Origin of the sequence: Aquamicrobium ahrensii (assembly GCF_040545755.1) — a bacterium.
In the GTDB taxonomy this organism is placed as follows: Bacteria; Pseudomonadota; Alphaproteobacteria; order Rhizobiales; family Rhizobiaceae; genus Mesorhizobium; species Mesorhizobium ahrensii.
On record NZ_JBEPMN010000001.1, the window covers coordinates 306,691 to 324,953 of the forward strand.

An 18,263-nucleotide genomic window follows, 5' to 3' on the forward strand; every position below is an offset into this window, starting at 1 on the left:
CATCGGAGCGACCTCCTCCCCGCTTCGATGGATAAGATCAGCCCTCCTCCTCCCAATTGGCTGATCGCCATACGGCGCCCGCCGGATCTCCTCCCCCGGCGGGCGCTGTTAAAACGAATTCGGCTCCCTTTGGAGCAAACAGTTTCGCCGATGCCGACCTCCTCCCCGGCAAAGGCGATTGGTCGATCTTCTCCTCCTCCCTAGTAGGATCGACCACCCTACCGACACCCGCCGGACCTCCTCCCCCGGCGGGTGTCGTCGTTTCAGGGAAGGCGCGGCATCCCGCCGCGCATTGCATTCCACAGCCCGAAGGATTAAGTGCGCGGCATGAGCATCAAGCCCGTTCACATCATCGGCGGCGGCCTCGCTGGTTCGGAAGCTGCATGGCAGGCCGCGCAGGCCGGCATCCCCGTCGTTCTCCACGAGATGCGCCCTGTGCGCGGGACCGAAGCCCACAAGACCGAGGGTCTGGCCGAGCTCGTCTGCTCCAATTCGTTCCGCTCGGACGATGCCGAAACCAATGCCGTCGGCTTGCTGCACGCCGAAATGCGGCTGGCAGGATCGCTCATCATGCAGGCGGGCGACGCGCATCAGGTTCCGGCAGGCGGCGCGCTGGCGGTCGACCGCGACGGATTCTCGCAAGCGGTGACGGCAAAGCTGGATGCACATCCGCTCATCACCGTCATGCGTGAAGAGATGACGTCGCTGCCGCCGGAAGAGTGGGACCAGGCAATCATCGCCACAGGCCCGCTAACAGCGCCAGACCTTGCCGCCGCAATCGCCGCGAGAACCGGCGCCGACGCACTCGCTTTCTTCGACGCCATCGCGCCGATCATTCATTTCGATACGATCGACATGAATGTCGCCTGGTTCCAGTCGCGTTACGACAAGGTAGGCCCTGGCGGCACGGGCAAGGATTACATCAACTGCCCGATCGACAAGCCACAATATGAGGCCTTCATCGAAGCGCTTCTCGCCGGCGGTAAAACCGAATTCAAGGAATGGGAAGGTACGCCCTATTTCGACGGATGCCTGCCGATCGAGGTCATGGCTGAACGTGGTCCGGAAACCCTTCGCCATGGACCGATGAAGCCGATGGGGCTCACCAACGCCCATAACCCGACCGTAAAGCCCTATGCCGTGGTGCAACTGCGGCAAGACAATGCGCTGGGCACGCTCTATAACATGGTCGGCTTCCAGACGAAGCTCAAATACGCCGAGCAGGTCCGCATCTTCCGTACGATTCCAGGGCTGGAAAACGCCGATTTTGCGCGGCTTGGCGGACTGCACCGCAACACCTACATCAATTCGCCGGAACTGCTGGACGGCACGTTGCAGCTCAGGGCGCGTCCGGGGCTTCGCTTTGCAGGCCAGATCACAGGCTGCGAAGGCTATGTCGAAAGCGCCGCCATCGGTTTGTTGGCGGGTCGATTCGCTGCTGCCGCGCGCCTCGGCCATTCGCTTTCCGTGCCGCCGGTCACCACGGCCTTCGGCGCGCTGCTCAACCACATCACAGGTGGCCACATCGTTTCGGACGACGAACCCGGCAAACGCTCCTTCCAGCCCATGAACATCAATTTTGGCCTGTTTCCGCCAGTGGAAGCGCCAAAAGTGGAAGGCAAGCGGTTGCGTGGCAAGGAAAAGACCCTCGCAAGGAAACGGGCGATGTCGGCGCGCGCGCTTCAGGACTGCTCGGCATGGCTGGGAACGACAACCGGCATGAAGGCAGCCGAATAGGCTAGAGTATCGGACCGAAAAGTGGAATCCAGTTTGCGGAAAATCCGATGCTCAATCAAAATGTCAGAGCGTCCTTTATGCGCCCGATTGGACGCATGGCGCTCTATCGCCAGCCTCTCACGGCATGACGCCACAAAAGCCAGTGCCGACGAAAATGCGAAAGCGCAATCTTGCCGTCGAGAACATCCTGCTGCCGGCCTTCCATGCGCCGCAGCGTCGCCTCGGTCAGGGCCAGAGGCAGGAATGCCGGGCGCAATGAGACAGGGATAGACGACGCCTGCTTCCGGAAAGCCAGAAGGTGTTCTCTGGCGAGGGCGATCATCGCCGCCACTGCCCGCAACGCGCTTTCCCTCTCCTCTCCCTTGATAAACTCTTCCCGCGACGCGCCAACGGCCTGAAGAAGATCGGCGGGAATATAGCATTGTCCCCGTGCCCTGTGCAGCGGCAGCAGCAGCAGAAGCCCCGTCATCGCCTGGGCGCAGCCCGCATGACCCGCAAGTTCTGAAAATTGCTGAGCTGCGCCGGCATCAAGCATCATCGAGGCGAGTTGGATGATGGTGCAGGCCGTTTCGCCGCAATAACCTTCGAGATCGGTGCGGGAGGGCATCGGGTCGTCATAGAGGTCGAAAATACGGGCATCCAGATAATTTTCGAAGGCCGGAAGCGGCAGGTGAAACTGCGCAATAGCTGCACGCAACGCATCGGCCACAGGTTGCCCCGTTTCCACAGCGTCATAAGGCGCGCCGAGCGTATCTCGCCACCATTGCAGCCGAACCTCTCCCGGCAGGGCCTCACGGATACGGTCGCGCACGCCGGCAATTTCCGCATTGAAGGCATAAAGCGCCAGGAGCGCGTCGCGCTTGTCCGGCGGAGCGTAGAGCGCGGCAAGGTAGCGGTCATGATCGGCCTCGCGCACGGCCTGCATGACCAGAGACGGTGCGGCGGCCATGAGATCAGTCGACAGCGATCAGCGCAGCCGCGACAGCGCGGTCATCCGCGAGCAGAACATTGTAGGTGCGCACCGCCGCCCCGGTCGACATGGGATCGGATGCGATTCCGATCTCCTTGAAAACTGACCGCAACTCTCTGGGTACAGGTCTCAGATCCATACCCGTGCCGACCAGAAAAATCTCGATTTCGGCTGCTTCCGCCAGCACACGGCTGAAGTCGGCGGCGGTCAACCTCTCGCGATCCGCCGGCTCCCAGCCATAGATCCCGGAAGGCAGACAAAGGATCGACCCCTTGTGCGACATCTCCGCAAAGCGAAACCCGCCGTTGCCATACGCCTCTATCGGTGCGCGGCCGGGGAAATGCGCCTCGCGCATGACAATACCTTGTCCCATTCGTGAACAGTACCTGCCCTCTTCACTCGCCGCCACCGGCTAGCTGCCGGAGACCGGGGCCACGGTGGACGGCGTACCGCCCTTCTTGGCTCCATCATCCTTTTCGAACGTCTCCGGCCGAAGCTTGAACAGGATCAGCATCGGTCCGGCGATGAACACCGAAGAGTAGCTGCCGACGAACACGCCGATGATGATCGCAAACACGAAGGAAGAGATCACCTCGCCGCCATACAGGTAGAGCGCGGCCAGCGCCAGAAGCACTGTCAGGCCGGTCAGGAAAGTACGGGACAGCGTGTGGTTGAGCGCCAGATTGATGATCTCCTCGATGGGCATCCTTTTATATTTGCGCAACATTTCCCGAATTCGATCGTAGATCACGACCGTATCGTTGATCGAATAACCAACCACAGTGAGAATTGCGGCAATGGAGGAGAGATTGAACTCCAGCCCGAAAAACACGTAGATTCCCACGATCACGATCACGTCATGAGCGGTCGAGACGACAGCGCCGACGCCGAACTGCCATTCGAAGCGGAACCAGATATACACCAGCAAGGCCAGCATCGAGACGAGAACACCGATCGTGCCGGTGCGCGCCAGTTCGCTTGAAACGGTCGGACCGACCGTCTCGACGCGACGGAAGTCGTAGTCTTCGGCGAACTCGCCCTTGACCTTCTCCACAGCGGACTGCTCGGCGTTGTCGCCCGCATCCTGCGCCGCGACGCGAACCATCAGCCCGCCTTCGTCACCGAACTCCTGCACCTGGACATCGCCGAGATTCAGTTGCTCAAGGCGTGACCGCACATCGGCGGCGTCCGCCTGATGCGACTTCGCCTGTATCTCGATCATCGACCCGCCCTTGAAGTCGACGCCGTAGTTGAAGTCCTTGACGAACATCATGCCAATGATGGCGAGCGATACGATGCCGGACAGCGCAAAGGCCCAGTTTCGGAATTTCATGAAGGGCAGCGACGGCTCCAGCGGCAGATAGTGCACCAGACCCTTGGGCAACTCGGTCGGCTTCGAGCGCTTGACCCAGAACGCGATCATCCACCGCGTCAGCGTGAAGGCCGTGAACACGGTGGTGATGATACCGATGCCGAGCGTCACGGCGAAGCCGCGCACCGGGCCAGTGCCCACATAGAACAGGATCACCGCAACGATAAAGGTGGTGAGGTTGGCGTCCACGACTGTGGCGAGCGCCTGCTTGAAGCCCTGGTCGAAGGACTGGACGATGGATTTGCCATACGCCCTTTCCTCGCGCACGCGCTCGAAGATGATGATGTTGGAATCGACCGCCATGCCCATCGTAAGCACGATACCTGCGATGCCCGGCAGCGTGAGCGTCGAGCCCATCAGGGTCAATATGGCGATCATCATGCCTACGTTGGCCGCAAGCGCCAGATTGGCGATGAGACCAAGCGAACCGTAGACCAGCAGCATGCAGCCGATCACCAGCACCCCGCCGACTATGGAAGCGAATTTGCCGGCGCTGATGGAGTCCGCGCCAAGGCTTGGGCCGACCGTGCGTTCCTCCACAATCGTCAGCGTGGCCGGCAGCGCGCCGGCGCGCAGCAGAACGGCGAGATCGTTGGCGCTCTGCGGCGTGAAGGAGCCTGAAATCTGCCCCGAGCCGCCGAGGATCGGCTCGTTGATTCGCGGAGCCGAGATCACCTGATTGTCGAGAATGATGGCGAACAGCTTGCCGGTGTTCTGCTGGGTCGCCTGGCCAAAACGGCCGGCGCCCTTCGAATCGAAGCGGAACGAAACGACTGGTTCGTTGGTGCGCTGGTCGAACGTCGCCTGCGCATCGATGAGGTTTTCACCGGAGACGATGACCCGGTTCTCGATCAGATACGGCACCGGCGGATCGTCGCGCGAGAACATGACGGTGGATCCCGCCGGCGGACGCCCTTCCATGGCCTCCTGCACCGGAACGCTCTGGTCCACCATCTGGAAGGTCAATTTCGCGGTCTGGCCGAGAATGTCCTTCAGGCGTTGCGGATCCTGCAAGCCCGGCACCTGCACCAGAACGCGGTCGTCGCCCTGTCTCTGAACGATCGGCTCGGTAGTGCCAAGTTCATTGACGCGGCGTCCCACCACCTCGATGGACTGGTTGAGCGCAGTTGCCGTGCGATACTTGATGCCCTCCTCGGTCATGGTGAAGCGGAGCAATCCGGGCTCCGGCTCGTCCATCGCCATTTCCGTCACGTTGCCCGTGCCGAACAGTCCGGACGACACCGGCATGGTCAGCGACGCCAGCGCGGTCTTCGCGGCGGCGATCTGGCTGGCGTCGCGTATGCGCACCTGCACGACCTTGCCGGTGCCGGACAGGCCGGTATAGCCGATGCGCGTATCGCGAAGCTGCGTCCTGATCTCGTCGCGCGCGCTCTCCAGTTGCGCCTTGATCAGATCGTTCGTATCGATCTTGAGCAGGATGTGCGAACCGCCCTGCAAATCGAGGCCCAATGTCATCTGCCTGGTCGGAAACCAGTTCGGCAGGGATGATATCAGCGCCTGCGGATAGAGATTGGGCAGAGAAAACAGCACGCCCAGCAGGACGACGGCCCAGATAGAAATCGTCTTCCAGCGCGAGAAATAGAGCATCAGTCAAAACCTGTTGGCGTGCCCGAGGGCGATGTATTGAGGGCCATCGGCCCCCAATACGGTTATTTCTTGGCGTTCTGGTTCGCGATCGGCTCGCCCTTGACGCGAACGTCGGCGATAGTTGAGCGAAGAGCAGTCACCTTCATGCCACCGAGATCGATCTCAAGCTCGTTGTCATCGATGACCTTGGTTACCTTGCCCACCAGACCGCCGCCTGTAACCACCGTGTCGCCGCGGCGGATGGCCTGCAGCATCTCGCCGCGCTTCTTCATCTGCGAGCGCTGCGGACGGATGATCAGGAAATACATTACCACGAAAATGAGGATGAACGGCAGTATGCTGACGAACATATCGGGAGCGCCGCCTGCTGCCTGCGCATATGCCGGGGTCACGAACATGAATAACTCCTGGAATGTAAGGAAAGCCGCAATCCGGCCAGAAAATCCGCCGGAATATAGTCGCTCAAGCAGCCATTGCAACCGCGCTCGGCAGGCAATCCCGCGCTTTTCGCGCCAATCGGCTCATGCTACAGCCTGCCCGTTCCTCAATTGACAGACATGAAACGATATTTCCATGACCGACAGCAGCGTTGACATACTGAACCGCAAGCTCGACCAGTTGATCGAGGCGATCGGCAGTCTCGCCCCGCCGAAAGCCCCGACCAGCAATCTGGAAGCTGCCGATTGCTTCGTATGGCAGGCCGAAACGTCGTTCCTGGAGCCCGTGCACAGCGTCAATCGCGTCGACATCGACCTGATCAAGGGCGTGGATCGTGTTCGCGACATTCTGGTCGACAATACGGAGCGCTTCACAGCCGGCCTGCCGGCCAACAATGTGCTGCTGTGGGGTGCGCGCGGCATGGGCAAATCGTCGCTGGTCAAGGCGGCGCATGCCGCGATCAATGCATCAGGCAAGACGGACAACCCGCTGAAACTGATCGAAATTCACCGCGAGGACATCGACACCCTGCCGCGACTCATGGCCATCCTCAAGGCGGCTCCCTATCGCTTCATCCTGTTTTGCGACGACCTGTCGTTCGATCATGACGACACTTCCTACAAATCGCTGAAAGCGGCGCTGGAGGGCGGCGTCGAAGGGCGTCCGCACAACGTGATCTTCTACGCGACCTCCAACCGCCGCCATCTTCTGCCGCGCGACATGATCGACAACGAACGCTCGACCGCCATAAATCCTTCCGAAGCCGTGGAAGAAAAGGTCTCGCTTTCGGATCGTTTCGGCCTGTGGCTGGGCTTCCACAAATGCTCGCAGGACGATTATCTCGACATGGTGAACGGCTATGCCGGCCATTACGGGCTCGAACTGGACGAGGAAAGCCTGCGCGCGGAAGCGCTTGAGTGGGCCACCACCCGCGGCAGCAGGTCCGGGCGCGTCGCATGGCAATTTATCCAGGATCTGGCCGGCAGGCTGGGGAAGCCGCTGAAAGCCACGAACTGAAAAACCCGCCCCTTGCGGGGCGGGTCTGGAGAGCGGGCCGGACTGGAGGTCAGGCGGCCCGCAATCAAGTTTTCCCGATCATTCCAGATAGGTGGACGGATCGACCGGGGCGGAGTTCTTGCGAATCTCGAAATGCAGCTTCGGGGCCGAGGCATTGCCGCTCATGCCTGACAGCGCGATCTGGTCGCCTCGCTTGACGGTCTGGCCGCGTTTCACGCTCAGTTCGCTGGCATTGCCGTAAACCGTGACCAGTCCGTTGTCGTGGCGCACCAGAACGGTGTTGCCGAACTCCTTCAGGCCGTCGCCGGCGTAGATGACCACGCCGTTCTCGGCCGCCTTGACCGGCGTGCCCTTTGGCACAGAAATATCGATGCCGTCGCCGCCCTGCCCGTAGCCGGAGATCACCCGGCCCTTCACAGGCCAGCGCATTTTGCCGATGCCGGTGGAATTGGGCGCAGCGGCGCCGTCATCGTCGACCTGCTCGACGGTCTTGGTTCCCTGCTTGGGAGGCGTATAGGAAGCGACCTTCTCGCTCGCTGTCTGCTGTGTCGGAGGTGGTGTGGAAGCTGTCTTGACCGGATCGACATTGACCGGTTGCGGCTTTGCCGCCGCAACGACGGCGGTCGCCGCAGGTGCGCCCGTCGCGCCCGGGATTTTCAGCGACTGACCGATGCGGATATTGCCGTCCGCAAGACCATTGGCCTGCTGCAGCGAAGCGACACTGACACCGGTCTTGCGCGAGATCGCCGACAGCGTATCCCCCTGCTGGACGGTGTAGCTTCCGCCTGCGACAGCCTGATTGGCGCTTGCCGCCGGCTTAGCCGGCTGCGGCACGGCAGCAAGCTGCTGGGGCTGCGTAGCGGCCGGCGCACCTGTTCCGGCAAGACGCTTCGTTTCCTCACCCGCGGACTGGAATGGCTTGTCGGAGGGCATGGGCGCTGGCTGCGCCTGCCGGACCGTGCCCGTGGTGGAAGGGTCAAGCGCCGGTGCGGACGCCACCTGTGTCTGAACGGGCGCGGCCTGGGTCTGCGCCACGGAAGGCTGCGAGGGAGGCGGCAGCGACGAACGGCCAACCGAACCGGAGTTATACCCCCCACCATTGTAGACCGGTTGCTGCGTGGCGACATCGCCCGGATAGGGCTGGGATGGCTGCCCGTAGCTGCCGACATTGGCCTGGGGCGTGGAAGCGGTCGTGACGCCGTCCAACCCATCCGCGAAACGCATGGCGCCGGAGCTGCACCCCGACGCTGCGGCGGCAACGACGAGAACGGCGCAGCCTCGCGCCAAATTGCGCCCTTTTGCTTTCAAAACGCTGAACTGCATGACACTGACCCGCGCTGACCCGGAACGAACTGGGTACGATTAAAGCGCGTTAATGTTACCGGTCGGTTAAATCATTAGAATCAGGGGCGATTTATCTTGAAAATCGCACCGATAGCGTGAACGCGGGATGATCCAGCGATGCAACGCCGGGTCGGAAAACCGGATGATATGAAGAATGGCGGCGCGCGTCAGAGAATGGCGGCAATGCCGGGAAGCATGGGTTGCAGGCGCACGATGCCGATATCCTCACGCTCGAAGCGGCTGCCGACCTTGGTGAGTTTCGCAACCACCTGCTCGCCCTCCTCCGGCCCGATCGGCGCGATGACCACACCGCCGCTGGAAAGCTGTTCGAGAAGGAAACGCGGGATTGATTCGAAAGCCGCCCAGACGAGAATCCGATCGAACGGGCCTTCGTTCGGCAAGCCGTTGGAGCCATCCGCATGGCGCACAATTACGTTCGTGACGCCCAGCGCCTCGAACCGCTGTCGCGCCTGCTCCGCAAGCGTCTTGTAGCGCTCGATCGTCACCACACGGCCGGCAAGCCGCGACATGACGGCGGCCGAATAGCCCGATCCGGTGCCGATCTCCATGACGCGCATGCCGGACTCGAGCGCCATGGCGGCGATGATGGCGGCCTGTATATCTGCGCCTTCGATCGCTTCGCCGCACTCGATCGGAAGCATCCGCTCCGACCACGCGACGTTGCTGTACTGCGGAGCGAGAAAGCCTCGGCGCGGCGTGGCTTCGATCGCGGCGATAAGCGCCTTGGGAACGGTTCCCTTGCCACGCAGACGCAGCAGGAAGGCGGCGAATCCCTCGCGATCGTCTTCCGTCATGCCAGGGCCTTGGTCAGCTGATCGCGGATTTCGTACGCCGTGAAGTCGAGTTGCAGCGGCGTCACCGAAACATAGCCATTCTCGACCGCATGGATATCGGTGCCGGTCTTGCCGTTGCTCTCGCCACGGCCGAACCGCATCCAGTAATAAGGCAGCCCGCGCCCGTCCCGACGCTCATCGATCCACAGCCGGTGGACCACCTTGCCTTGCGAGGTCACCTGCGTGCCCTTCACCTCCTGCGGCGTGCAACTCGGGAAGTTGATGTTGATGAGCACGCCTTCCTGTTGCGGCATCGCCAGGAGCTTTTTCAGCAGATCGGGCGCAAGAGCCTCGGCCGTATCATACGGCACCACACGCTCATCCCCTTCGCGGGAGTAGGCCTGGCTGAGCGCTATCGAGCGGATGCCGAGCAGCGTACCTTCCATCGCACCGGCGACAGTGCCTGAATAGGTCACGTCGTCGGCAATGTTCGAGCCGGAATTGATGCCCGACAGCACCAGATCGGGCAGGCCCGGCAAAACCTTGCGAGCCCCCATGATCACGCAATCGGTCGGCGTGCCGCGCACGGCATAGCGCTTCTCGCCAATCTTGCGCAGACGCAGCGGTTCCGAGATCGACAGTGAGTGCGCGTAGCCCGACTGGTCGTTTTCAGGAGCCACCACCCAGACGTCGTCGGATAGCGTGCGGGCGACACGCTCCAGCGATTCAAGGCCCTCGGCGTGAATGCCGTCGTCGTTCGTAAGAAGGATGCGCATTATTTCACTTCGATCCTTTCGAGGCCGCCCATATAGGGCCGCAAGACGCCGGGGACAGTGATGGAGCCGTCTTCGTTCTGGTAGTTCTCCATCACCGCAATCAGCGCGCGGCCGACCGCTATGCCGGATCCGTTCAGGGTGTGAACGAAAAGGTTGCCCTTTCCGTCCTTGTCCTTGTAGCGGGCGTTCATACGACGCGCCTGGAAATCACCGCACACGGAGCAGGAGGAAATTTCGCGATAGGTCTTCTGGCCCGGCAGCCACACCTCTATGTCGTGGGTGCGGCGCGCGCCGAAGCCCATGTCGCCAGTGCACAGCACCACCGTACGGAACGGCAGGTCGAGACGCTTCAGCACCTCCTCGGCGCAAGCCGTCATGCGCTCGTGCTCCGCGATGGAATTGTCAGCGTCCGTGATCGACACCATCTCGACCTTGTAGAACTGGTGCTGGCGCAGCATGCCGCGCGTGTCACGGCCCGCCGATCCGGCCTCCGAGCGGAAGCATGGCGTCAGCGCGGTAAAGCGCAGCGGCAGCTTGTCGTGCGCCGTGATCTCCTCACGCACCAGATTGGTGAGCGGAACTTCGGAAGTCGGGATGAGGCCCAGCCGGCTCTCGCCATGCGGCACGAAGAACAGGTCTTCCTCGAATTTGGGCAGGTTGCCCGTGCCGAAAAGCGCATCATCACGCACCAGAAGCGGCACCTGCACTTCCGTGTAGCCGTGCTCGGTGGTGTGCAGGTCCAGCATGAACTGGCCGAGCGCCCGCTCCAGCCGCGCAAGCTGGCCCTTCAGCACGGTGAAGCGCGAGCCGGAAAGACGCGCGGCGCGCTCGAAATCCATCAGGCCAAGCCCTTCGCCAAGGTCGAAATGCTCGCGCGCCCAGTTCGCAGGCGGCGCAACCTTGCCGACCTTGCGCAGTTCGACATTCTCATTCTCGTCCTTGCCCAGCGGCACACTGTCGAGCGGAAGATTGGGGATCACGGCCAACGCATCGGTCAGGGCCTTGTCGAGGCGGCGTTCCTCAGCTTCGCCATCCTGAATAAACGACTTGATGTCGCCGACCTCGGCTTTCAGCTTTTCGGCCAGTTCCATGTCCTTCGCGGCTATGGCCTTGCCGATCTCCTTCGAGGCGGCGTTGCGGCGCTCCTGCGCGTGCTGAAGTTTCAGCACATGGGCGCGCCGCGCCTCATCCCTTGCGATGAGATCGTCAACGGTCGACCTTGCCTCGGCTTCCGGCCACGAACGCTTCTTCAGTGCATCGACAAGAGCGTTGGGGTTCTCGCGTATCCACTTGATATCCAGCATGGCAGGCCCGTTTCCTAGTAAACGTCACCGGCCTAAACCGCATCCGGAAACGTTTCAAGCTTGGGCCTTGCAGGCGAGCCAAATTTTCACGCATTGGCCCATTTCCCCCCGTCGCTTCTTGCCCGTCCCCGCAATTGGGACGAAGGTGCAGGCTTTCAAAACCTGAAAAAGAATCACCTCGCCACAGAAAGCCCGAGAGCCGATGACCGTTTTCGTTCTGCCGCCGCCCCCAACCCCTTCCGTCGCCATAAGGGACAGCCGGCAACGCTTTCCGGTGCGGCGCATTTTCTGCGTCGGCCGCAACTATGCGGCCCATATCCGCGAAATGGGCAATGACGAGCGCGATCCGCCCTTCTTCTTCACCAAACCGGCGGACGCGCTGGTCGAAACCGGCAGCACCATCCCCTACCCGCTCGCAACGCAAAATCTCCATCACGAGATCGAACTGGTCGTAGCCATCGGCAAGGGCGGCGTCCGCATCGATCGCGATGCGGCGCTCGATCATATCTGGGGCTACGGCGTAGGCGTCGACCTCACTCGCCGGGATCTTCAGGATATGGCGAAGAAGGCGGCCCGGCCCTGGGACTGGGCCAAGGCCTTCGACGATTCGGCGCCCTGTGGAGCGCTGATCCCCGCCGAAACCAGCGGCCATCCGCAAAGCGGGCGTATCCGGCTGGCCATCAATGGCGAGGTGCGCCAGGAAGGTGATCTCGCCGAAATGATCTGGCCCGTAGCCGACATCATCGCCATTTGCAGCGAAGCCGTGGAACTCCAGCCGGGCGACCTGATTTTCACCGGCACGCCATCCGGTGTCGGGCCAGTGGAAGCCGGCGATCGTTTGAGCGGCGAGGTGGAAGGCGTCGGCGCGGTCGAGCTGGAAATCGGCCAGGCCAGATAGAACGGATCAGCGGGCCTTCGCGGGCCGGGCCGTCTTGCGCCGCCGCTCGTAGAACATGACCAGCGTCTCGGCGGTCAGCGCCGGCTGCTCCTCGCCCTCGATATCGACGGTGTTCAGGAATTTCATCAGATACTGGCCGGGGCCTTTCTCGTCCATCGCCAGCAAGGTCGCGCGCAGTCGCACGCGCGACCCCACCCGCACCGGCGAAAGAAAACGCACCCTGTCGAGCCCGTGGTTGAACGCGGCCTGTGTATTTTCCGGTATGGCGCCAAGTTCATGACAGAGCGCCCCGATGATCGACAGCGTCAGATAGCCATGGGCAATGGTCACCCGCAGCGGGCTTTCCCGCTTCGCTCGCTCGGGATCTGTGTGCAGCCACTGACGATCACCCGTGCAGGCGGCGAACTGGTCGATCCTCGACTGATCCACCAGCGTCCAGCTGGAAACGCCAAGTTCCTGCCCGATCATGGTTTTCAGTTCGTCGAATGTCGGTGGTGTGTCTTGCATTCCGCCTTTCCAGACAAATCGCCGATTGGATGTCTCTGTGGAAGTTTAACTCTGGTGTAGAACATGCAGCCGCAGGACGGCAAACTTCAACTTATCGGGTGAGAGAATTTCGCGGAGCTGAATCCAGATTTCATGAAAGGAACGTTCTTTCAAAGATATAGAGCGCAACGCCAGCAACGCCACCCACGATCATGCCGTTGAAGCGGATATATTGCAGATCCCTGCCGATATTGATTTCAATCAGCCTCGTAAGCTGCGCCAGATCCCAACGCTTCACCTGATCCGCGATGAAGGTGGAGACGCCGCTTTTCTGGCTTTCGACGAAGGCCGAAAGCGCCACGACGAAACCGGCGTTCATGTCGGCCTTGACCTTTGGATCATGCGCCAGATGCCGGCCCACCTCCACGAACATATTTGTCAGATGCGTCTGGATCGCCGTGTTCCGGCCGGCCGCGCCTTCCTCGATGAAGGCGCGCACACTGTTCCACATTGAGCCTACGAGATCGCGCATTTCCGGGCGCTTCAGGAGGTCATCCTTCAGCTTCTCGGCGCGCCGGGCGTAGTCTTGCGATGTTCGAAGTTCTGCGATGAAGTCTTGCACGAAACGATCGAATTCCTCGCGCAGCGGGTGATCGGGGTCCGCATTCACGTCATCGAGCAATGTTGCGGCCGACGCCACGATCTTCTTCAGCAGATAGGCGTCGGCGCGAAACATATTGAAGAGCGTCGGCAATTCGGCGCGAATCTTTTCACGCATCGCCTCCAGCGCCCTCTCGTCCGCAAGCACGCCGGCAAGGGCCCTCACGATCTCGTCGAACAGCTTCTGGTGGCCACGATCATGGGTGAAGGTAGAAAGAAGATCGGCGGCGAGCGGGGCCACCTTCACCTTTTCAAGCTCGCCCCTCAAACGCTGGCCGACGAAATCTCGCAGGCCGGATTGCTCGACCGCCGCCAGCATTTGCGGCACCAGCCGGCCAACGAAGCGCGACAGCCCGGCGGCGCGCTTCTCGTCCACCAGCCAGTCCGCGACCAGCGCGGCGAAATCCACTTCTTTCAGCTTCTCCCGCACCGGACCGGGGGCAAGGAAATTCACCTCGATGAAGCGGCCGAGATTATCGGCGATGCGGTTCTGGTTGGCGGAGATGATGGCGGTGTGGGGAATTGGCAGACCGAGCGGCCGCCGGAAAAGGGCCACCACCGCATACCAGTCGGCCAGCCCGCCGATCGTCGCCGCCTCGGCGAAGGCGGCGATAAAGCCCATGGCGGGATAGCTTGGCTCCAGCATCTTGGCCGCGGCGAACAGGACGACGCACCCCAGCAGCGCTGCCAACGCCACAAACTTCGTTCGCCGCAGCGCCACTACCTTCGCCTGCTCCTGCAGGGCGGCATCCCCGTGCAAAACACTCGCCGTCGATTTCGCCATTGCACCGTTCCGTTCGATTCGTCCGGCCATTATCGGCGCGGCCGCCATGTGCAGCCATGGATTGAAGTCTGTTTTTGCCGACACCCTGCCCGCCTGGCACTTTAACCGCCGAGACGCTGGCAAGTTGCACGCCGCTTCTGTAGTTGTTGCAGTGCGACAGAGACGTTCAAGGAGCGATCATGCCTTCGGGGACCATCGACCACGCCTTCACCGCGCGCAGCAAACGCGGCGCCGCCTCCGATCCCACCTATGCCGGTGCACTCTCATTCATGCGCCGCCGGTTCACCAAGAATGTCACCGGCGCAGATGCGGTGGTCTGGGGCGTTCCCTTCGACGCCGCCGTCACCAACCGGCCGGGCGCGCGCTTCGGTCCCCAGGCGATCCGCCGCGCATCCGCGATCCTCGACAACGATCCGCAATACCCCTTTTCCCGCGACCTGTTCGAGGACCTCACCGTTGTCGACTATGGCGACTGCCTTCTCGACAGCGGCAACCACAACAAGACCCCGGCCACCATCGAGCGTGAGGCGGCGAAAATCCTCCGGTCCGGTGCGTTCCTGCTCACGCTCGGCGGCGATCATTTCATCACATGGCCGCTGCTAAAGGCCCATGCAGCCGTTCACGGCCCGCTGGCGCTGGTGCAGTTCGACGCCCATCAGGACACATGGCCGGATGACGGCAAGCGCATTGATCATGGCTCTTTCGTCGGCCGAGCGGTCAAGGAAGGCGTTATCGACCCCGACCGTTCGATCCAGATCGGCATCCGCACCCACGCGCCGGAGGCATTCGGCATCAAAATCCTGCACGGCTATGAGGTGGAGGAAATGCGCGCGGCCGACATCGCCTATGCGATCGTGGAGCGTACCGGAGGGCGCAAGACCTACCTCACCTTCGATATCGACTGTCTGGACCCGGCCTTTGCGCCCGGGACCGGCACACCGGTGGCCGGCGGCCCGTCTTCGGCGCGTATGCTCTCGGTGCTGCGGCAGCTTGGACAGGTCGACATCGTGGGCGCCGATGTCGTAGAGGTTGCGCCGGCCTACGACCACGCCGATATTACTGCTATCGCCGGATCGATGATTGCGATGCACTATCTCGGTCTGCTGGCGGAGCGTAAAGCCCGGCAGGAAACCGGTTTACACAACAACATCCACCACGGGCAGGACATCTAGGTCCGTCCGGCATTCAGGCAGAAACGGGAATGAAACCGAAAATCTTCATTGACGGCGAACATGGCACCACCGGTCTTCAGATCCGCACGCTGCTGGCCGGGCGTCGTGATCTGGAGATCATCTCAGTGCCGACGGAGCGCCGCAAGGAAAAGGGGGCGCGCGCCGAATATCTCAACGCCGCCGACATCGCCATCCTGTGCCTGCCGGACGACGCCGCCCGCGAAAGCGTCTCGCTGATCGCGAACGACACCACGCGCGTCATCGACGCATCCACCGCGCATCGTGTCGCCGAAGGCTGGGAATATGGTTTCGCCGAAATGGACAAGGACCAGCCGGCCCGTATCGCCGCCGCCAGACGGGTGGCCAATCCCGGTTGCTGGCCTCAGGGGCCGATCGCCACGCTGCGCCCGCTGATTGACGCCGGCCTGCTGCCTGCCGATTTCCCGATCACGATCAACGGGATCACCGGCTATTCCGGCGGCGGTCGCACCATGATCGAGGATTATGAGGCCAAAGGCGAAAGCGCCTGCGAGTTCTTCCCGTATGGGCTCTCGTTGCAGCACAAGCACATTCCCGAGATCAAGGCTTACAGCCGCCTCAGCCGTGATCCAATACTCCAGCCGGCGATCGGCAATTTCGCACAGGGCATGATCACCATCGTCCCGCTGCAACTCGGAACTCAGGACTACATTCCCAGTGGAGCCGAATTGCATGCCGCCATTGCCGATCATTTTGCCGCCATTCCGGGCGGCGTGGTCGAGGTCGCGCCTTATGAGCAGGTCGAACGCGTGCCGGACATCGATCCCGAGCGCTACAACGGAACCAACCGCATGAAGCTTCATGTGTTCGGCAATGACGACCGGGCGCAGGCGCTGCTGATCGCCGTCTATGACAATCTCGGCAAGGGGGCGTCGGGCGCAGCCGTGCAAAATCTCGACCTGATGATCGGCAAGAGTCTTTGACGGCAAGTCCGGACTTTCCTTCCCGCTGGAGCATAACCGGGGCGCGGCTGATTGCGGACACATTCAGCAGCCGCGTCTGGAAGGTCACGCTGGGCGATGGTTCGCCCGCTGTGGTCAAGGACCTGAAACCTTTCGATGACGTCGACGACGAGTTGCGCGGCGCGCATCTGCTTGCATGGCGCGATGGCCAGGGGCTTGTGCGGCTGATCGATCAGGACGGCTGCCGCATGCTGATCGAATATGCCGGCCAGCGGCATCTGACTGAAGTGCTCGAAACGGAAGGCGATCCGGCGGCGACCGAAATCGCCGCCGAAGTCATGCAGCGGCTGCACGCACCGGGCGACCGCCCAGTCCCGTCAGGATTGCAGCCTTTGGCCCAACGCTATGAAGCGTTGTTCGCTAAGGCGAAGCGGGACGTCGCCGCCGGCGCTGTTTCAGCCTATTCCGACGCTGCAACGCTGGCGCAGGAGCTTCTCGACTCCGCCCGTGAGGTTCGCCCCCTGCATGGCGATCTGCACCACGAGAATATTCTCGAGGGACCGCGCGGCTGGCTGGCCATCGACCCCAAGGGCGTAATCGGCGACGCCGGATTCGATGCCGCCAACCTGTTCTATAATCCGCTGGACCGGGACGATCTGTGCCTGAATCGGCAACGCATCACGCGTATGGCCGAACAGCTTTCGCACTCAATGCGCCAGGACCCGCGTCGGCTTCTCGACCATGCGATCGCCTATGGCTGCCTTTCGGCGGCATGGCATCATGGCGATGGAAACGCCACAGACGAAAACCGCGAACTTGCGGTGGCGACGGCCATTCGCGAGGTCAGGAAGCGGTTCTGATCTCGCCGGGCAGCGGATAGGCGCCCTTGGCGCCCCGCCAGTGCGCGGCCGCAAATCCCAGGACCACCAGTGCGAAGCCCTGATGGGTCAGGCCCAGATGCAACGGCACCTGCATGAGCAGCGTGGCGATGCCGATAACAGCCTGCATCAGGACAAGGATGAACAGAAGCACCGCACGCCGCGCATGAGTGGTGCCCGGCAACCGTCTGCCGGTGGAGATCATGTGCCACAACGCCACAACGAACAGCGTGTAAGCGCCGATGCGGTGCACGAACTGCACTGTCTTCGGGCTTTCGAAGAAATTCCGCCATGCCGGCTCAAGCAGAAGCAGGTCTCCGGGTATGATCTTGCCGTCCATCAAAGGCCATGTCGTATAGCTCAGCCCCGCGTGAAGCCCGGCCACAAGCCCTCCAAGATAAATCTGCACGATGAGCAGCAGCGTCAGGATTCCGGCGATCCGCTGCGTGCCGCGATCCGCTGCGCCTTGCGAATGCGGCGCGAGACCGCGTGCAACGACCATGGTGGCCATGAAGATCAGGGATGCGATGGTCAGATGGGTGGCCAGCCGGTACTGGCTGACGTTGACGCGCTCCACCAGCCCCGAGGCCACCATCCACCAGCCAATCGCGCCCTGCAAGCCGCCGAGAGCCAGTATGCCGAGAAGCTTCGGCATCAGTCCTTTTTCGATACGACGCGTCGCCCAGAAGAAGACAAGCGGAATGGCGAATATGAAGCCCACACCCCGTGCAAGAAGACGGTGCGCCCACTCCCACCAGAAGATGAACTGGAACTCCGACAGGCTCATTCCGTGGTTGATCTTCTCATACTGCGGAATCTGCTGATATTTCAGGAATTCCTCCTGCCACTCCGCCTCGTTCAGCGGCGGGATGACGCCATGGATCGGCTTCCATTCGGTGATCGACAGGCCCGAGCCGGTCATGCGGGTGGCGCCGCCGACAAGGATCAGCGCAAACAGCACCGCCAGGATGCAGTAGAGCCAGAAACGCACCTGCGCCCGGTTCCTCAGCAAACGTTCCCGATCGGGCGTGGACGATGCGTAGTCGGCACTGACAGCCATTGCGTGTCTCCAGCAACTCGAAGA

Annotated in this window: 17 protein-coding genes; 6 read left to right on the forward strand and 11 right to left on the reverse strand. The window is 62.0% G+C overall.

Annotated features, from left to right (window positions below):
- Window positions 1-327 precede the first annotated feature (327 nt).
- Window positions 328-1,737 (forward strand): methylenetetrahydrofolate--tRNA-(uracil(54)-C(5))-methyltransferase (FADH(2)-oxidizing) TrmFO, encoded by a 1,410-nt coding sequence (gene trmFO / locus ABID44_RS01540; protein WP_354149914.1) that lies wholly within the window; start codon window positions 328-330, stop codon window positions 1,735-1,737.
- Window positions 1,738-1,840: 103 nt separating this feature from the next.
- Here trmFO and ABID44_RS01545 read toward each other — a convergent pair whose 3' ends face one another.
- The 4 genes from ABID44_RS01545 to yajC all read right to left on the reverse strand — a co-directional run bounded on the left by ABID44_RS01545 (window position 1,841) and on the right by yajC (window position 6,085).
- On the reverse strand, window positions 1,841-2,686 hold the full coding sequence (locus tag ABID44_RS01545; RefSeq protein ID WP_354149915.1) for a phytoene/squalene synthase family protein: 846 nt from the start codon (window positions 2,684-2,686) through the stop codon (window positions 1,841-1,843).
- Window positions 2,687-2,690: 4 nt separating this feature from the next.
- Complete coding sequence (locus tag ABID44_RS01550) at window positions 2,691-3,080, reverse strand: Mth938-like domain-containing protein (RefSeq protein WP_354149916.1); 390 nt, start codon at window positions 3,078-3,080, stop codon at window positions 2,691-2,693.
- A 39-nt stretch (window positions 3,081-3,119) separates the two neighbouring features.
- The gene (secDF, locus tag ABID44_RS01555) at window positions 3,120-5,687 is read right to left on the reverse strand and encodes a protein translocase subunit SecDF (protein ID WP_354149917.1); all 2,568 of its coding nucleotides are present in this window, start codon (window positions 5,685-5,687) and stop codon (window positions 3,120-3,122) included.
- Between the two features lie 62 nt (window positions 5,688-5,749).
- Window positions 5,750-6,085: a preprotein translocase subunit YajC gene (gene yajC, locus ABID44_RS01560; RefSeq protein WP_354149918.1), complete on the reverse strand. Its 336-nt coding sequence runs from the start codon at window positions 6,083-6,085 to the stop codon at window positions 5,750-5,752.
- A gap of 175 nt (window positions 6,086-6,260) precedes the next feature.
- Here yajC and ABID44_RS01565 point away from each other — a divergent pair, with 175 nt between their 5' ends.
- A complete protein-coding gene (locus ABID44_RS01565; RefSeq protein WP_354149919.1) occupies window positions 6,261-7,142 on the forward strand; it encodes an ATP-binding protein in 882 nt (293 codons plus the stop codon).
- Window positions 7,143-7,220: 78 nt separating this feature from the next.
- Here the strand turns inward: ABID44_RS01565 and ABID44_RS01570 are convergent, their stop codons facing one another.
- From ABID44_RS01570 to serS, 4 genes are all read right to left on the reverse strand, one after another.
- Window positions 7,221-8,465 (reverse strand): peptidoglycan DD-metalloendopeptidase family protein, encoded by a 1,245-nt coding sequence (locus tag ABID44_RS01570; protein ID WP_354149920.1) that lies wholly within the window; start codon window positions 8,463-8,465, stop codon window positions 7,221-7,223.
- A gap of 188 nt (window positions 8,466-8,653) precedes the next feature.
- A complete protein-coding gene (locus tag ABID44_RS01575; RefSeq protein WP_354149921.1) occupies window positions 8,654-9,301 on the reverse strand; it encodes a protein-L-isoaspartate(D-aspartate) O-methyltransferase in 648 nt (215 codons plus the stop codon).
- Window positions 9,298-10,056: a 5'/3'-nucleotidase SurE gene (gene surE / locus ABID44_RS01580; RefSeq protein WP_354149922.1), complete on the reverse strand. Its 759-nt coding sequence runs from the start codon at window positions 10,054-10,056 to the stop codon at window positions 9,298-9,300. The genes ABID44_RS01575 and surE overlap by 4 nt, the downstream gene beginning before the upstream one ends.
- Window positions 10,056-11,360: a serine--tRNA ligase gene (serS, locus tag ABID44_RS01585; RefSeq protein WP_354149923.1), complete on the reverse strand. Its 1,305-nt coding sequence runs from the start codon at window positions 11,358-11,360 to the stop codon at window positions 10,056-10,058. Before serS ends, surE begins: the two co-directional genes overlap by 1 nt.
- Window positions 11,361-11,562: 202 nt before the next feature.
- Between serS and ABID44_RS01590 the strand changes: the two genes are divergently transcribed.
- Window positions 11,563-12,258 (forward strand): fumarylacetoacetate hydrolase family protein, encoded by a 696-nt coding sequence (locus ABID44_RS01590; RefSeq protein ID WP_354149924.1) that lies wholly within the window; start codon window positions 11,563-11,565, stop codon window positions 12,256-12,258.
- Between the two features lie 6 nt (window positions 12,259-12,264).
- On the opposite strand, the gene ABID44_RS01595 is transcribed toward ABID44_RS01590, so the two are convergent.
- Together ABID44_RS01595 and ABID44_RS01600 are read right to left on the reverse strand one after the other, a co-directional pair.
- Window positions 12,265-12,765: a MaoC family dehydratase gene (locus ABID44_RS01595; RefSeq protein ID WP_354149925.1), complete on the reverse strand. Its 501-nt coding sequence runs from the start codon at window positions 12,763-12,765 to the stop codon at window positions 12,265-12,267.
- Between the two features lie 130 nt (window positions 12,766-12,895).
- The gene (locus tag ABID44_RS01600; RefSeq protein ID WP_354149926.1) at window positions 12,896-14,188 is read right to left on the reverse strand and encodes a DUF445 domain-containing protein; all 1,293 of its coding nucleotides are present in this window, start codon (window positions 14,186-14,188) and stop codon (window positions 12,896-12,898) included.
- 179 nt (window positions 14,189-14,367) lie between these two features.
- On the opposite strand from ABID44_RS01600, the gene speB reads away from it, so the two are divergent.
- Genes speB through ABID44_RS01615 form a run of 3 tightly spaced genes read left to right on the forward strand, consistent with a single transcriptional unit; the run spans window position 14,368 to window position 17,161 of the window.
- Complete coding sequence (speB, locus tag ABID44_RS01605) at window positions 14,368-15,360, forward strand: agmatinase (protein WP_354149927.1); 993 nt, start codon at window positions 14,368-14,370, stop codon at window positions 15,358-15,360.
- A 29-nt stretch (window positions 15,361-15,389) separates the two neighbouring features.
- The gene (argC, locus tag ABID44_RS01610) at window positions 15,390-16,322 is read left to right on the forward strand and encodes an N-acetyl-gamma-glutamyl-phosphate reductase (RefSeq protein WP_354149928.1); all 933 of its coding nucleotides are present in this window, start codon (window positions 15,390-15,392) and stop codon (window positions 16,320-16,322) included.
- Window positions 16,319-17,161: an aminoglycoside phosphotransferase family protein gene (locus tag ABID44_RS01615; RefSeq protein WP_354149929.1), complete on the forward strand. Its 843-nt coding sequence runs from the start codon at window positions 16,319-16,321 to the stop codon at window positions 17,159-17,161. Before argC ends, ABID44_RS01615 begins: the two co-directional genes overlap by 4 nt.
- On the opposite strand, the gene ABID44_RS01620 is transcribed toward ABID44_RS01615, so the two are convergent.
- Window positions 17,145-18,239, reverse strand: coding sequence for a COX15/CtaA family protein (locus ABID44_RS01620; protein ID WP_354149930.1), 1,095 nt, complete (start codon window positions 18,237-18,239; stop codon window positions 17,145-17,147). The genes ABID44_RS01615 and ABID44_RS01620 overlap by 17 nt on opposite strands.
- Window positions 18,240-18,263 lie beyond the last annotated feature (24 nt).

What these genes read in the sequence shown, in the direction of transcription:
- trmFO (WP_354149914.1), top strand. Translation starts at nt 328, where the DNA reads ATGAGCATCAAGCCCGTTCACATCATCGGCGGCGGCCTCGCTGGTTCG.
- ABID44_RS01545 (WP_354149915.1), bottom strand. Translation starts at nt 2,686, where the DNA reads ATGGCCGCCGCACCGTCTCTGGTCATGCAGGCCGTGCGCGAGGCCGAT.
- ABID44_RS01550 (WP_354149916.1), bottom strand. Translation starts at nt 3,080, where the DNA reads ATGGGACAAGGTATTGTCATGCGCGAGGCGCATTTCCCCGGCCGCGCA.
- secDF (WP_354149917.1), bottom strand. Translation starts at nt 5,687, where the DNA reads ATGCTCTATTTCTCGCGCTGGAAGACGATTTCTATCTGGGCCGTCGTC.
- yajC (WP_354149918.1), bottom strand. Translation starts at nt 6,085, where the DNA reads ATGTTCGTGACCCCGGCATATGCGCAGGCAGCAGGCGGCGCTCCCGAT.
- ABID44_RS01565 (WP_354149919.1), top strand. Translation starts at nt 6,261, where the DNA reads ATGACCGACAGCAGCGTTGACATACTGAACCGCAAGCTCGACCAGTTG.
- ABID44_RS01570 (WP_354149920.1), bottom strand. Translation starts at nt 8,465, where the DNA reads ATGCAGTTCAGCGTTTTGAAAGCAAAAGGGCGCAATTTGGCGCGAGGC.
- ABID44_RS01575 (WP_354149921.1), bottom strand. Translation starts at nt 9,301, where the DNA reads ATGACGGAAGACGATCGCGAGGGATTCGCCGCCTTCCTGCTGCGTCTG.
- surE (WP_354149922.1), bottom strand. Translation starts at nt 10,056, where the DNA reads ATGCGCATCCTTCTTACGAACGACGACGGCATTCACGCCGAGGGCCTT.
- serS (WP_354149923.1), bottom strand. Translation starts at nt 11,360, where the DNA reads ATGCTGGATATCAAGTGGATACGCGAGAACCCCAACGCTCTTGTCGAT.
- ABID44_RS01590 (WP_354149924.1), top strand. Translation starts at nt 11,563, where the DNA reads ATGACCGTTTTCGTTCTGCCGCCGCCCCCAACCCCTTCCGTCGCCATA.
- ABID44_RS01595 (WP_354149925.1), bottom strand. Translation starts at nt 12,765, where the DNA reads ATGCAAGACACACCACCGACATTCGACGAACTGAAAACCATGATCGGG.
- ABID44_RS01600 (WP_354149926.1), bottom strand. Translation starts at nt 14,188, where the DNA reads ATGGCGAAATCGACGGCGAGTGTTTTGCACGGGGATGCCGCCCTGCAG.
- speB (WP_354149927.1), top strand. Translation starts at nt 14,368, where the DNA reads ATGCCTTCGGGGACCATCGACCACGCCTTCACCGCGCGCAGCAAACGC.
- argC (WP_354149928.1), top strand. Translation starts at nt 15,390, where the DNA reads ATGAAACCGAAAATCTTCATTGACGGCGAACATGGCACCACCGGTCTT.
- ABID44_RS01620 (WP_354149930.1), bottom strand. Translation starts at nt 18,239, where the DNA reads ATGGCTGTCAGTGCCGACTACGCATCGTCCACGCCCGATCGGGAACGT.